Origin of the sequence: Jonesia quinghaiensis DSM 15701, from assembly GCF_000423205.1 — a bacterium.
Lineage (GTDB): Bacteria > Actinomycetota > Actinomycetes > Actinomycetales > Cellulomonadaceae > Jonesia > Jonesia quinghaiensis.
In genome coordinates this window covers 452,050-466,818 of sequence record NZ_AUHN01000006.1, presented here as the reverse complement: position 1 = coordinate 466,818, position 14,769 = coordinate 452,050, and the positions used below count along the sequence as shown (strand labels likewise).

General features: G+C 55.8%; 15 protein-coding genes. 6 read left to right on the top strand and 9 right to left on the bottom strand.

The window, feature by feature from the left end:
* Positions 1-98: 98 nt before the first annotated feature.
* Positions 99-794 (bottom strand): translation initiation factor IF-3, encoded by a 696-nt coding sequence (infC, locus tag G538_RS15720; protein WP_035833819.1) that lies wholly within the window; start codon positions 792-794, stop codon positions 99-101.
* 393 nt (positions 795-1,187) lie between these two features.
* On the opposite strand from infC, the gene G538_RS0107660 reads away from it, so the two are divergent.
* From G538_RS0107660 to G538_RS0107640, 5 genes are all read left to right on the top strand, one after another.
* Entirely contained in the window at positions 1,188-1,625 is a 438-nt protein-coding gene (locus tag G538_RS0107660) for a Fur family transcriptional regulator (RefSeq protein ID WP_029068859.1), read from the top strand.
* Positions 1,626-1,739: 114 nt separating this feature from the next.
* Entirely contained in the window at positions 1,740-3,185 is a 1,446-nt protein-coding gene (locus G538_RS0107655) for a catalase (RefSeq protein ID WP_029068858.1), read from the top strand.
* Positions 3,186-3,332: 147 nt separating this feature from the next.
* A complete protein-coding gene (locus G538_RS0107650) occupies positions 3,333-3,692 on the top strand; it encodes a DUF1844 domain-containing protein (protein ID WP_029068857.1) in 360 nt (119 codons plus the stop codon).
* A 137-nt stretch (positions 3,693-3,829) separates the two neighbouring features.
* Positions 3,830-4,408, top strand: coding sequence for a hypothetical protein (locus G538_RS17325; RefSeq protein WP_157544360.1), 579 nt, complete (start codon positions 3,830-3,832; stop codon positions 4,406-4,408).
* 116 nt (positions 4,409-4,524) lie between these two features.
* Positions 4,525-5,142 carry a S1 family peptidase gene (locus G538_RS0107640; protein WP_245566822.1) on the top strand — a complete coding sequence of 206 codons (618 nt, stop codon included), beginning with the start codon at positions 4,525-4,527 and terminating at the stop codon, positions 5,140-5,142.
* A gap of 10 nt (positions 5,143-5,152) precedes the next feature.
* On the opposite strand, the gene G538_RS0107635 is transcribed toward G538_RS0107640, so the two are convergent.
* The 6 genes from G538_RS0107635 to G538_RS0107610 are packed head-to-tail and all read right to left on the bottom strand — an operon-like array spanning position 5,153 to position 9,492.
* Entirely contained in the window at positions 5,153-5,881 is a 729-nt protein-coding gene (locus G538_RS0107635; protein WP_029068855.1) for an SseB family protein, read from the bottom strand.
* Entirely contained in the window at positions 5,878-6,609 is a 732-nt protein-coding gene (gene priA, locus G538_RS0107630) for a bifunctional 1-(5-phosphoribosyl)-5-((5-phosphoribosylamino)methylideneamino)imidazole-4-carboxamide isomerase/phosphoribosylanthranilate isomerase PriA (protein WP_029068854.1), read from the bottom strand. Before priA ends, G538_RS0107635 begins: the two co-directional genes overlap by 4 nt.
* A gap of 24 nt (positions 6,610-6,633) precedes the next feature.
* Entirely contained in the window at positions 6,634-7,281 is a 648-nt protein-coding gene (gene hisH, locus G538_RS0107625) for an imidazole glycerol phosphate synthase subunit HisH (protein ID WP_029068853.1), read from the bottom strand.
* A complete protein-coding gene (locus G538_RS15710; RefSeq protein WP_051196714.1) occupies positions 7,278-7,721 on the bottom strand; it encodes a hypothetical protein in 444 nt (147 codons plus the stop codon). Before G538_RS15710 ends, hisH begins: the two co-directional genes overlap by 4 nt.
* A complete protein-coding gene (gene hisB, locus G538_RS0107615) occupies positions 7,718-8,329 on the bottom strand; it encodes an imidazoleglycerol-phosphate dehydratase HisB (protein WP_029068852.1) in 612 nt (203 codons plus the stop codon). Before hisB ends, G538_RS15710 begins: the two co-directional genes overlap by 4 nt.
* The gene (locus G538_RS0107610; protein ID WP_245566821.1) at positions 8,326-9,492 is read right to left on the bottom strand and encodes a histidinol-phosphate transaminase; all 1,167 of its coding nucleotides are present in this window, start codon (positions 9,490-9,492) and stop codon (positions 8,326-8,328) included. The genes hisB and G538_RS0107610 overlap by 4 nt, the downstream gene beginning before the upstream one ends.
* A 179-nt stretch (positions 9,493-9,671) precedes the next feature.
* Between G538_RS0107610 and G538_RS0107605 the strand changes: the two genes are divergently transcribed.
* Positions 9,672-12,203, top strand: coding sequence for a RecQ family ATP-dependent DNA helicase (locus tag G538_RS0107605; protein WP_245566820.1), 2,532 nt, complete (start codon positions 9,672-9,674; stop codon positions 12,201-12,203).
* A gap of 55 nt (positions 12,204-12,258) precedes the next feature.
* Here G538_RS0107605 and G538_RS15705 read toward each other — a convergent pair whose 3' ends face one another.
* Positions 12,259-13,302 (bottom strand): LacI family DNA-binding transcriptional regulator, encoded by a 1,044-nt coding sequence (locus G538_RS15705; protein WP_157544358.1) that lies wholly within the window; start codon positions 13,300-13,302, stop codon positions 12,259-12,261.
* 41 nt (positions 13,303-13,343) lie between these two features.
* A complete protein-coding gene (hisD, locus tag G538_RS0107595; protein ID WP_029068849.1) occupies positions 13,344-14,672 on the bottom strand; it encodes a histidinol dehydrogenase in 1,329 nt (442 codons plus the stop codon).
* Positions 14,673-14,769: the final 97 nt, after the last annotated feature.

Genomic DNA, 14,769 nt, shown 5'->3' with positions numbered 1-14,769 from the left:
CGTTGGACGTGACGGAATCGGGCTGGTGCCGGGCAGACACCAGCTGATGGTGACCCATCAGGGATGCGCATCGTGTGGGCACACGATGAAAGAGTGGGTCAGGACTCTGAGGTGACGCCTTCGGTTGCGCCCTGCTCTTCAGCAGGAGCATCCTGGCTTGTCGCGCTCTGGTCATCGCTTTCCGAACGCTGGCCGCGCTCATTGCGGGTGTCTTCACGACGCCTGCGCTGCTCGCTTTTCGCTTCGGTCTTCTTCTTTGTTGGACCGAGGACCATAATCATGTTTCGACCGTCTTGCTTTGGTGAGCTTTCAACAAAGCCCAACTCTGCAACATCGTCTGCAAGACGCTGGAGAAGTCGAATACCCATCTCGGGGCGAGACTGCTCACGTCCGCGGAACATGATCATGACCTTGACCTTGTCGCCGGCACTAAGGAACCGCTCGACGTGGCCCTTTTTTGTCCCGTAATCGTGGTCATCGATCTTGAGTCGGAAACGAATTTCCTTGAGAACAGTATTTGCCTGGTTACGACGCGCTTCGCGTGCTTTCATCGCAGACTCGTACTTAAACTTTCCGTAGTCCATCAGCTTGCAAACTGGTGGACGGGCGTCGGGGGCAACCTCTACGAGGTCGAGGTCCGCCTCTTGAGCTAAACTCAGAGCGACCTCAAGGCGGACAACACCGACCTGTTCCCCACCTGGGCCGACGAGTCGAACCTCGGGAACGCGGATTCGATCGTTGATACGCGGCTCGTTGATGTGATGCTCCTTGTGTTGAGGACGTCCCGGCGACATGAGAAAGGCCCCCACATCACTCACATGTGGAGGCCCAAAGTTCACGGCACACAGCACGTAACATAGAAATGTCACGCACGACGAACCACTCCGATAAACCGACCGAGATGTCGATAGACCGGGAACCTGTTGACCTGGCCTCTGCTCAGGAAATCCTGGCGAAACTCAGGTGGGCGAACCACTTGTGAACCTCACACACTGACGCGATGAGGTCGGTTTCCACCACAGTAGCACAGGAGGTCGGGGATTTAGCCCCTAGTGGCCCAAATCCACACCCGCGGCACCGCGATGTTCATCACAGCGCCACACTCACCTCCACCAGCTACCACAGGTTCATTTTCTTGAATGAATCGTTATCTTGAATAATTCCAGAATAGGTGGTTGACTGACAACATGGACACAGCACACGAGCAACTCCTCCGGTCACACGGGCTGCGGGTCACCGCAACCCGACTAGCCGTGCTCGACGCTGTGACCCATACCCCTCACGCTGATAGCGAGACGGTCCTCTCCCACGTGCGCCGACACATCGGCACTGCATCCGTACAGACAATTTATGATGCGCTGAACACCTTCGCGACCCGGGGTCTGATGAATCGCATCGAACCAGCGGGCCACCCCGCCCGCTATGAGATGCGCGTAGGCGACAACCATCATCATCTTGTCTGCCGGACATGCGGATCAGTCGAAGACATCGATTGCACGGTAGGGCATTCTCCTTGTTTGACCCCCACTGACGATCACGGCTACGACATTGACTTAGCCGAGGTCACTTTCTGGGGAACATGTCCGCGTTGCCGCAGCACCCAAGCAGCAACTGTGATGGACTAGAAACCACCGAGTATCAGCGCACCCAGCGGAGCGCCCCACGAGCTTCACATCGTTCACCCTGCTACCCATCAAGAGGTCATCGTGACCTTGACCAATACGGAACAGGAAGTCCCCATGACAGATAAACCAACGACAGCCCAAAACGGTTCACCAATCGCCAGTTCGCAACACTCCTTAACAACCGGACCAGATGGCATTACAGCCCTCCACGACCGGTTCCTTGTAGAGAAGCTCGCCGCTTTCAACCGCGAGCGTGTGCCCGAGCGAAACCCGCACGCCAAAGGTGGTGGCGCATTTGGTGTTTTCACCGTTACAGAAGACGTCTCACGCTTCACCAAAGCTGCCGTATTCCAACCTGGTACACAAACAGAAACTCTTCTTCGCTTCTCATCAGTTGCTGGGGAACAAGGCTCACCCGACACCTGGCGCGACGTTCGCGGATTCTCCCTTCGCTACTACACCGAAGAGGGAAACTTTGACATCGTTGGAAACAACACTCCAGTGTTCTTTATCCGCGATGCAATCAAGTTCCCGGACTTCATCCACTCACAAAAGCGCAACGGCAAAGGCCTGCGCGACTCAGATATGCAGTGGGACTTCTGGACACTATCGCCCGAATCCGCACACCAAGTCACCTACCTCATGGGGGACCGCGGTCTGCCTAAATCGTGGCGTCACATGAATGGGTACGGTTCGCACACATTCTCGTGGGCCAACGCAGCAGGTGAACAGTTCTGGGTGAAATACCACTTTGTTTCACGACAAGGCGTTGAATCAATCACAAATGAAGAAGCTGAACTTCTTGCAGGAAGTGACGCAGACGCATACCGTCGCGATTTGTTTGAAGCAATTGACCGTGGTGAACACCCTGTGTGGGACATGTACGTCCAGGTGATGCCCTACGAGGACGCGAAGACCTACCGGTTTAACCCCTTTGATCTCACCAAAATTTGGTCCTTCTCCGACTACCCACGGATCAAGGTTGGGGAACTGACGCTCAACCGCAACCCACGTAACTTTTTCCAGGACATCGAACAAGCAGCTTTCTCACCGTCAAACCTGGTTCCAGGCACCGGCATCTCCCCCGACAAGATGCTCATGGGACGCATGTTCGCCTACCCAGATGCTCAGCGCTACAGGATCGGAGCTAACTACAACCAGCTCCCCGTCAACCAACCCCACGCTGGCGAGGTTTTCAACTACCAGCATGAAGGCCAGATGCGGTACACCTCGAACGACTACGAGGTCCCTGTCCACAACACCAACTCACTGGACTACCCTGCGGCTGATGAGGACGCAGCTGGCGAAGTGAACTGGGAAACGGACGGCGCACTTATCCGTGCCGCGTACACACTGCGTGAGCAAGACGATGACTTTGGTCAAGCAGGTACGTTGTACCGCGAAGTATTCACCGATGACCAGCGAGCTCGATTGCTGGACACCCTCACCGGTCAAGGTAATTCAATCACTCGACCTGAGGTGAAAGAACGCTTCTTTGTGTACTGGTCGTCAGTAGACGCAACACTTGGAGCTTCACTACGCGAACGCGTTAGCGCATAGTTAAGACAATTCATTGCTCTGTGCCAGCCGGTGGAATGCTGACTGGCACAGAGCAATGTAAATATTGCGCAAAGATTGTCGTTGTTTCTTCGCCTGCCTCACTGCAGTGGTACACAGGACAGGCACTGGTAGGGAAGAATAGTCACCATGACTTCTCAACAACCTGCGTCCCAGCCCAACGAGGTGCTCGACGAGGCACGGGACATCGCAGAGGTTCAAGCCGTCGAAATCATCAACACCGCTGCAGTGCATCTTATGAGTGCAGCCGCCGTGAAATGTGGCCTGGCTTCTGAGGGAGAGGACCTCAAAGACCTCGACGAGGCACGAAAGCTCATTACAGCACTGGCTGGGCTTGTTACTGCGTCTGCTAGTGACATCGGAAATCAACACGCACGATCACTGCGCGATGGTTTGCGTTCCTTACAACTGGCATTCCGTGAAGCGTCCGTCATCCCAGACGCACCTGGGGAAGGCCCCGGAGAAAAATTTACGGGGTACGTGAGTTGACCGACACTCCTCCCCCATCATTTCCGCCCGGGACGCACACGTCATCACATGTCGCTTCTTCCCGGTCAGGGACAGCAGCAGACGCTACCTCGGAACCTTTAAAAAAACACGCACCAGCCCCCACAAAAAAGCGCCTTGTGTGGCCAATAACCTCGGCGATCATCATTATCGTGCTAGCCAGTGCCCTTGCTTACGTCATCTACTTGGCAAATCAGTGGTCTGTCTATGGAAAAGAAGTTAATGCTCACGCCCATACAATGGGCGTTGAAATCGCTCAACTCGAATCAGAATTAAGTAGTGCAGAGAACCAACTGGATGCTGCACAAGAACAACTGAGCACTGCTCAAAGCAGGATCACCGAACTCGCCTCGGAGAAAGCTCTTGTCGGTGACGACAGAGAGACGCAACGGCTCCTCGCCGAAGACACCGCCGCCATCGCAACAGAAGCCCTCGGCGTCTCCTCTGATCTTGCATCCTGCGTCACTCGCCAAACTCGGGTATTGAACGCGGTGAGTTCCATACAAAGCACGCAAAATGACCTGCTGACCGAGCGATCAAAACCATCTAAAGATCAGGACTCTGAAGTCCTCGCACAACTCGATGAATCGCTCCAAGAAGAACAAAACAAGCTGACTAAAGCCTCTGAGGTCGCAGAAGAAACGTGCCAGGGCGCGACGGAGCGGTACACCACATTGGTTGAGGACCTAGAATCATGAAGTTCCGCCGCATCACGAGTCGACACATTGTTGTAGGGCTCCTAAGCCTGAGCCTTTTTGGTTGCTCTACCCTGCCTGAAAGCCCCCCCGAAGTACCTGGCACATACGTTCCCACCGTGACATTTGTTCCAGAATCCGAAGGTGGTATTACCAAGTACGGATTTTCTGAAGCTCAACGCATGACTGTGCGTGTGCGGAACGTAGGATGCGCAGCGGTGACTCGTGGGACAGGTTTCGCTATCGATTCGACCACACTAGTCACCAACAAACACGTCATTGAAGGAACAAACGAACTTCAACTGTCCACTTCCGACGGTCGCGATATCGCGGTGACCGGCGCGGAAGCAGCAAGCATCGCCGACCTGGCAATCGTTCGAACAACCGACGCCCTCGATGCGTTTCCGGTTCTTGCAACTGCGGACCCGAAAGTGGATGACATCGTCTCAATCATCGGCTACCCCGGTGGAGGGGAACTTACCCTTACCTCAGGAACTGTCCTGGAATACACAGATGACCCGCTCAATGAGAACCTTGGGAAAGTTGCTGTCGCAGACGCTGAAGTGGAGCCGGGAAGTTCTGGTTCTGCAGTTCTCAATGAGTCGGGACAAGTTGTCGGTGTCGTCTATGCCAAGTCGAGCTCTGGCAAAACGTTCTTTATCCCCGTTTCAGTATTGAGAACGCTACTTGAATCCCCCACTGACTTCATCAACCAAGGTGAGCCAACGTGTGAGTAGTCTTCGCCCGCTAGCGCTGGTGCCCAGCCGAGACTCGTAACTCCAGAGAATCGACACGGTGGGCAATAATCTCACTGCTAGCTAATGCTGTGTTGACAGTACCCAACACATAACGCAGGCCAGCCTGGGCCAAACCAGAATCGATGATGAGCGCTACCGCGACTTCAGCAGTATTACCCGGCAAAGCCCTCGCTCCAAGCACATGGTCCAGTGGGGCAACTAATCGTTGGATTTCTCCTTCGATGTCCCCCGCTACGCGACCATCGCGCACAGCAGGTTCCCACTGCTTACCCTGCGCGATAGCCCACACAGCGGTCCTAGGGATCTGGCATTGGTGATCGCTTCCCGGATCAATAATCAACAGTGCCCAGTCCTCGGAAACTGCTGATAATGCAGCACGACGTGCTTCAACAGGCACAGGGCGCGCATCAGAACGCCAACGTGACATCGCCTCAACGGATGTGAATACCGGCAAAGCTCGGCGCCCGTCTGGCGCCTCCAATGCCACCACCCCCGCAGATGCTTCCTTGTCGAACTTATGCCCATCTTCAGTGAAACCCTCCGCATCCAGCGACGCAAGAATAGGTATCAGGACACGCGTAGAACTGAGCGCAGCAACGACGCCGACAATGTTGTCATCATCTTCTCTGGCACTGCGAAGTGCCTCAAGCAAAACGGGGTCAGCTGAGCCATCATCGCCGGAAAAGGAAGATCCTGGTGGAAGCTCGCGGCCTGTCATGGACGACCAGCAACATCAAGAGCCTGAGGTAGTGTGAACGCCCCTGCATAAAGCGCCTTACCCACGATGGCGCCTTCCACACCCACGGAAACAAGGTCACGAAGAGCAGCAATATCCTCCAACGAGGAGATTCCACCTGATGCGACAACAGGCGCATCGGTACGCGAACACACCTCCCGGAGAAGATCAAGGTTCGGGCCACGCAACGTGCCATCTTTCGTCACGTCAGTGACAACAAAACGGGAGCACCCAACTGCATTGAGACGCTCTAAGACTTCCCAAAGATCTCCGCCATCTTCAGTCCATCCTCGGGCGGCAAGCGTTGTGCCGCGCACATCAAGGCCAACAGCAATACGGTCGCCGTGTTCCTGAATGACCCGAGCAGTCCATTCGGGTTGTTCAAGAGCTGCTGTTCCCAGGTTCACACGTGTGCAGCCCGTCGACAGTGCCCGCAGCAGTGATTCATCATCACGAATCCCGCCGGACAACTCCACTTTGATTGACAGTTGGTCAATGACTGAGCGCAAAAGGCCAGCATTTGATCCTCTGCCAAATGCGGCATCGAGGTCAACGAGGTGGAGCCACTCAGCCCCGCCCGCTTGCCAATCGAGCGCTGCGGACAAAGGATCACCATAGGATGTTTCAGAGCCAGCCTCGCCTTGTACGAGACGCACAGCCTGCGCATCGGCAACGTCAACGGCAGGGAGCAATTCAAGACGTGTAGACATGTTGTACCTTCTGTGGGTGCAGGATCAGGTCAGTGTGGTCAGCCAGTTAGTGAGTAACTGGGCTCCAGCATCTGCCGATTTCTCGGGGTGGAATTGGGTGGCAGTGAGAGGTCCGTTTTCCACAGCGGCCACAAATGGGTTGCCGTGGGTTGACCAGGTGACGGCAGGTGGAGTGAAGATGGTGTCTTCTGGCTCGTCTTGTCCCAACGTAAAGGTCTGAGCTCCGTATGAGTGAACGAAATAAAAACGTTCGTCTTCTATGCCTTTGAACAGTGTGGATTGTGATGGAACATCAACGGTGTTCCATCCCATGTGAGGGACAACAGGGGCATCGAGTCGCTCAACAACCCCGGGCCACTGGGACAAACCGGCGGTTCGAACACCGTGCTCTACGCCTTCATCAAACATGATTTGCATACCAACGCAGATACCGAGAACTGGTCGATTTCCAGCAAGCCGACGTTCAATAATTTGGTCCCCGCGCACCGCGCGAAGCCCTTCCATGACAGCGGCAAACGCGCCAACACCAGGAACAACGAGCCCATCGGCTTGTGCAGCTATGCGCGGATCAGCAGTGAGGTCTACTCGAGCTCCAACATGTTCTAACGCGCGCACAGCTGATCGCACGTTTCCGAAGCCGTAATCCAAAACACAGACGTGTGGAGCACTCATGAGGGGTCAGCCTTGTACTGTCGAGCCGATTTAGCGAGCATACGCATCGCTTTGAACCGGGAAATTTTCGCGGCGTCCACAACGCCGTCTAGCGTAGCCACGTCGACCTGGCCTAGAAGCAAGTCCTCAAGCTCGTGCGGGGCACCATCAAGAACAAGCGCGGGCGGAAGGGTACCGATTTTTTGGCCCCCTTCCCACTGCTCAGCGGTCATGTGACCTTGCGCGTTGGTGATGAGGATAGCTGGCGCCTGTTTCGCTAGTGCCGTCAGGCTTGCAGCGAGTTGTTGGCCATCTTGGCGCGGCTGCGTCACGGCATAGGCACCAATGGGTGACTCAACGGCCCACACCTTCATTCCAGACATTGCGCAGGCAGCAGCTAACGCTTCTGCGGTTGCTACTTGGGTCAGGAGAACTGTCACAGGGGGTGCTTCCTGAGTCACAAGGCACCTTTCGTGGATGGGATGCCGGACACCCGGTCATCAGTGGCAATGGCGAAACGAAGTGCGCGAGCTAGCGCCTTGAACTGCGCTTCAACGATGTGGTGTGGGTCGCGTCCAGCAAGCACACGCATGTGAATGCATATACCAGCATGGTGGGCAATGGACTCTAAAACGTGGCGGGTGAGTGAGCCTGTGAAGTGTCCACCAATGAGGTGATACTCCTGGCCGTCTGGTTCACCGCTGTGCACGAGGTAAGGGCGGCCCGAGACATCAACCACAGCTTGGGCGAGCGCTTCGTCAAGGGGGACCATCGCATCACCAAAACGTGAAATACCTGCTTTGTTTCCCAGCGCAATCCGCAACGCTTCTCCCAACACGATGGCTGTATCTTCCACCGTGTGGTGAGCATCAATGTGTGTGTCACCATGTGCGGTTACCGTCAGGTCGATAAGCGAGTGCTTACCCAAAGCTGTCAACATGTGATCAAAAAAGGGCACAGTGGTGTTGATCGATGTCTCGCCTCGACCGTCAAGGTTGAGTTCAACAACCACACTGGACTCCGATGTCGCGCGCTCAACGCGCGCTGTCCGTGGACCCTGCTCTGTCACTGTTCTAACTCCTTTTTCAGGGCTGTGGTGAATGCTTTGATCTCCTGCGGGGTTCCAACGGTGACTCGTAGCCAGCCTGCTGGGCCGCTCTGTCGGATGAGTACACCGTGTTGAAGGAGTCTCCGCCATAGATCGTCTCGATCGTCAAACAAACCAAAGAAGATGAAGTTCGCGTCAGATTGAGCAACTGTTAATGGTCGCCCGTGATATGTCTGCGAGCGCAGCCAGTCTACCAATGCATCACGGTCATCGCGCAGTTGGGCTACTTGCTGTTGAAGCAGATCAGCGTGGTTAAGTGCCGCGCAGGCAACGGCTTGAGTTACTGCTGATAGGTGGTACGGCAGGCGCACGATGCGTAGGGCATCGATAAGTTGCGGGTGTGCTGCCATGTAGCCGAGGCGGGCTCCGGCGAGCGCGAACGCTTTTGACATCGTCCGTGTCACGACGAGGTGGGGAAACTGCGGGAGTAGTTGCACCGCAGATGGGGTTCCTTCTCGTCGAAATTCAGCATATGCCTCGTCAACAACAACGATGGCTGGTGCGCCGTCGATATCTACGTCCGCCGCAGCATGGGCGATGGATGCGATCTCTTCACGGCGCAAGGCTGTGCCAGTGGGGTTATTGGGGCTGGTGAGGAATATGACGGACGGTTGGATGTCTTTGATGGCTTGGTGGGCGGCGTCAAGGTCGATGCTGAAATCGTCGCCCCGTGGGATTGCTACAACGTCAGTCAACGTATCGCGAGCGTATTCGCTGTACATCGCATAGGTGGGTGTGAAAGTCATTGCGGTACGACCTGGGCCGCCAAACGCTTGAAGGATGTGCAGCATCACTTCGTTGGAGCCGTTAGCTGCCCATATGTTGCGTTCGTCAACTTCTGCGTGCGATTCGTGGCGCAAGTAGTGTGCAAGCGCGTGCCGTAATTCAGTGAATTCGCGGTCGGGGTAGCGGTTTAAACCGGTTGCTGCGGCGGTGACCCGATCAGCGATTTCTGCCACAACAATGGCAGGTGGTTCGTAGGGGTTTTCATTGGTGTTCAAAAGATGTGGAACATCGAGTTGCGGGGCACCGTACGGTGTCTCTCCACGTAGCCCTGGTCTGATTGGCAGAGCAATAGTGTCGGGTGGGGTTGTCGATGCGCCGCGGGGCTCTGATGTTGTCACGGTACACAGTCTAGTTCGTTGCTGGGGGCCAGCTCTGCAGTGTCCGAGCATTGGTAGATGTTACGTGGCGAACACTATGTCGTTGCCTCCACACAGGTAAAACTTGCTCATGGCACACATCACATCATCGTGGTTGTGGAGGATGCCTGTAGGCGCAAGGAGGCCGATAGGCTGGCACTATGACACTGTCACCTGACGCCGCCTCTGCTCCTCAACCAGACGACACTTCTGAGCACGTCTCCGCGGAGGAGACCCCGCAGGAAACGGCGATACTCGGACCGGTGGCAGCGAAAGGTCCAAAACGTTTTCCGTCAATGCCAGACATGGATAAGTTAGCGCGCCTCGCTCAGGAACGTACTACTCCTCGTCCGGTAGTGGAAAGCGCTGCTTGGGGTGTGTCCTCGGTTGACGCGCGGGCCCTTGCCACTCAAGACACACCAAGTCATGCTGACACGTCCACTGTGGCCGCCCGCGGCCCGGTGGGAACTGAAATCCCTCTTGATGTATCTGTCGTTGAAGATACTCCTATCAGCGTGTCCGGTAGCGCTGTGAACGAAACTGTCGAAGACGCCGTCGTTGCCTCTGAGGCAGCGGACGCTCTGGGGGAACGCGCCCAGGAGGTTCTTCGTCAACTCACTGGTCGACAAGACGCTGAATTTCGGGCTGACCAGTGGGAAGCAATCGAACGGCTCGTTGTTGATGCCCAACGTGTTCTCGTGGTTCAACGCACCGGTTGGGGAAAATCTGCAGTTTACTTTGTGGCTACTGCCTTACTGCGTGAACAAGGGAACGGCCCGACGGTCATTATTTCCCCTCTTCTTGCGCTGATGCGCGATCAGATCAGGGCTGCCGAGGGGGCAGGCCTTCGCGCAGTGACGATGAACTCGTCAAACAGCCATGACTGGTCAGATATTGAGGAAAGCATCGCCAATGGCGAGGTTGACGTTCTGCTGATTTCCCCGGAGCGGCTCAACAACCCGCAGTTTGTTGAGACTGTTCTTCCGCAACTGGCTGATGTCGCAGGACTACTCGTCATCGATGAGGCGCACTGTATCTCAGATTGGGGTCACGACTTCCGCCCTGACTACCGGCGTATCAAAGACCTTCTCACGCAACTACCAGAAAACACTCCAGTACTAGCAACAACAGCCACTGCCAATGAGCGTGTCACCGTGGATGTCGCTGCGCAGTTAGGTGCACACCACAACGGTGAGGTGACCGTTCTCCGTGGGAGTTTAGAACGAGAAAGCCTGCACCTGGCCGTGGTGACACTGCCGAACACCGCTGAGCGGATCGCCTGGGTTATCGATGCTTTATCAAGTTTCCAAGGGTCGGGCATCATTTACACCCTGACCGTCGCGGCAGCCAGCGAACTGACCAAGTACCTGAGTGACGCGGGGATACCTGTCGCGGCATACAGTGGTCAAACCCCCACGGAAGAACGTGAGCATCTAGAAAACCAGTTGCGAAACAATGAACTCAAAGCCCTCGTTGCAACATCTGCGTTGGGAATGGGGTTCGATAAACCCGACCTTCGCTTTGTCATCCACTTTGGGTCCCCAGACTCCCCTGTTGGGTACTACCAACATGTTGGCCGTGCAGGGCGTGGTGTTGATAAAGCGTCCGCTATTCTGCTGGCAGCCGCGGAAGACCGAAAAATCTGGGACTACTTCGCTTCGCTCTCATTCCCCGACGAAGACACTGTCCGCACAGTGCTAGATGTCTTGAACAACGACACCACCAACGACACTGCACTATCCCTGGCAGCCCTAGAAGCGCGCACAGAAATTAAGCGTTCTCGGCTCGAACTCATGCTCAAAGTGCTCGACGTCGATGGGGCCGTTGCCCGAGTGCGAGGCGGTTGGCGAGGAACCGGTGAGCCCTGGGAATACGACAAAGAACGCTACGAACGGATCAAAGCGGCCCGCGACAGCGAGCAACGCCACATGGTGGACTATTTAACGACCTCCCAGTGCCGGTCAACTTATCTCAGGCTTCGGCTCGACGACCCCACAGTATCGGCGCAGGACCGCTGCGGCCGGTGTGACAACTGTGGCGCAATGTCGCTGCCCACACGGGCGCGTGATGAAACACGTGCCGCCGTCACTGATACGTCAACAACAAGCGGCATTGTCATTGAGCCGCGAAAAATGTGGCCACACGGCTTAAGCGACCACCCAATCGCTGTGTCAGGGAAAATCCCTGAAGCGCAACGAGCTCAACCTGGTAGAGCAGTAGCACGAACAGATGCGCTCACCTGGGCAACAACACTGCGCGACATGATCGATGGCCCTGACCAAGAAATGCCAATCCCTCTGCGGCACGCCGCAGTTGCTGTAATCAGTGAGTGGGGCATCGGCCAACATATTGACGGCGTTGTCGCCATCCGTTCAGCAACCCGCCCCCAACTGACCTATCACTTGGCAACCGGGCTGGCAAAATACTTGGGAAAACCACTAGTTGGTACCTTCGGACCACGCACCCCAGAGCCAGACCGCCACGATGTTAACTCCGCAACACGCCTTACATCAGTTAACGCGAGAATCCGCAGTGAACTCGACGATGCCGTCCTTGCTCAACTCCCCGGTAAAAAGGTGCTCCTTGTCGACGACTACACGCAAAGCGGTTGGACTCTCGCAATTGTCGCTCAAGCGCTCACACAACATGGCGCTGCTGCGGTCTATCCTTTTGTTCTCGCCCACCACGGGTGAAGCAACATCAGGCGCCTCAAACACGGTGGGCATCGTGAGAACTAGCGCTGACAACCTACGAGGTTGTCAGCGCCGCAGTGGACTCACGCACGTGAAGTTGACCTGCAAAAACTTCGTGAGAGACACTGACGGCCTCTCCATCAATCAACGCCAAAGCCACAGACGCAGCGGATCGCCCCAATTCAACTGAAGGCAGTTCAACCGAGGTCAAACTCGGCGAAGAAATAGCTGAGTAGGACAAGTTATCGAACGATGCGACAGACAAGTCGCCTGGAATCGCCAAGCCCAACGAGCGCGCCGCGCCGATCACGCCATATGCCTGAATGTCAGTGGCACAAATGACGCTCGTGACGCCATCTCGCGACCACTGAGGCCAAGCCTGCGTGAAAGCTTCCCCCGCCGCCTCATAGGACACAATCGATGTAGCAACCTCGCTAATCGATTCGTGACCACCACTACCACTGATTTGGTCCATCAGTGCATCACGGCGCATTTGGAAGGTTCGAGACCCTGTGCGAGAGTCCAAATACCCGAAAGTTCTGTGCCCAAGGCTCGTCAGGTGCTCCCCCAAGGCCCGTGCAGATGCCTCAATGTCAATATTGATCGTCGGTGCCAAATGTTCCATACCAGGGGCATCAATCAGAACCATCGGAGCGTGCCCTCTCACCGCATCTACAAAAGTTTCCGCCGGGGCGAAAACCAGAAGCGCAGCAGGTCTAAACTCCAGCGATGCCCTAACTTCTTGCGCTTGCGGCAAATTCCCATCATCAGTGACAGAAACCAGCAACTGGTAGCGCTTCCCCAAGACTTGCTTAATACCTGCAATCACCCCAGCGAAAAAGGGGTTTGAAATATCAGGAGAAATAAGAATAACGAGGTCACTGGACCCCTTAGACAATGAACTGGCCACCCGGTCCACAACATAGCCCAGCTCGGCAATGGACTGGCGAACCTTCGCAACATTGGCAGGCGACACTCTCCCCCGGTGTTTTCCGTTCACAACCAAGGAAACCGTCGCCACCGAGACACCGGCATGGCGGGCGACCATCGTAGCAGTGACACGGCCGCCCACCTGATGCCTCACAAACTCTTCAGTCATATGCACATGCTAATACGACATGAGAGTTCACAGGTGGTCTTTCACGTGGCGAAACGCGCAGAAACCGCTTCGCCGTGAGCTGGGAGGTCCTCAGCATCAGCCAACGCAACGATTTTCTTCTCCAACTCGCTCAATGCATCGTGTGAATACTCAATCACCTGAACGGCTTTAATGAATGAGTGGACACCAAGCCCTGAAGCGAAAGCAGCGCACCCACCCGTTGGCAGAACGTGGTTAGAACCCGCCATGTAATCACCCAAAGCAACAGGGGAATATGGCCCAACAAAAATGGCTCCAGCATTGGTGACCCGATCAGCCATCGCCGATGCATCACGGGTGTGAATTTCCAAGTGTTCAGCACCGTAGGCGTCAACAACCCGGAGTCCCTGTTCAAGATCATCCACCACAACAATGGCAGACTGGGGCCCACTCAGCGCAGTCGCAACACGTTCAACGTGCTTGGTCTGTCCCGCTGCTGTGACGATACGCTGCGCAACAGCATCGGCCAAAGCAACACTGTCTGTCACCAACACTGACCCTGCGTTTGGATCGTGCTCTGCCTGACTAATCAAGTCAGTGACCACGTGATCGACCTGTGCGCTGTCATCTGCGAGGATTGCAATTTCCGTGGGGCCAGCCTCAGCATCAATACCCACATGTCCACGAACGAGTCGCTTGGCTGCTGCCACATACACGTTCCCTGGGCCTGTAATCACATTGACGGGTTCACACAACCACTCGCCATCCTGTGGCTCATCACCGCGTGCACCAAAAGCAAACATGCCGATAGCGCCAGCTCCACCGACTGCATAAACCTCATCAATATCTAGCAGAGCGCAGGCTGCCAAAATCGTCGGGTGTGGAAGCCCCGCATTGTCAGCTTGAGGAGGGGAAGCTACCGCAAGTGAAGGCACCCCCGCCTCTTGAGCAGCAACAACATTCATCACAACAGATGACGGGTAGACAGCTAGACCCCCGGGAACGTATAAACCCACCCTGGCTACAGGGACCCACCGCTGACGCACGACAGCGCCTGGCGCAAGCTCGACGCGAAAGTCAGCCGGACGTTGAGCTGCGTGCACGGTGCGCACACGGACAATCGCCTCTTCAAGCCCTGCTCGCACATCGGGATCCAAGGTCGCAAGAGCCTGCGACATGGCTTCTTGGGGTACACGGAGGTGATGAGGACGCACCCCATCAAAACGTTCACTGAGCTCACGAAGATGCGCAGCACCACGCTCACGAACACCTGCAAGCAGCGGTTCAACGATGTGCGCGGCATCATCAACAGATACATCAGCGCGCGGAAGAACATCCAGAAGCTCACGTGCCGTGAGCTGGCGGCCACGAAGGTCAAGTCTCGTCATCACAAGGTTTAGTCTACCGGCCCAAACACCTGACATGCATGGCGCCCTGTGTCACAGAAACCACCACCCACGGCACTCTCACAACATGGCACTATGGTCT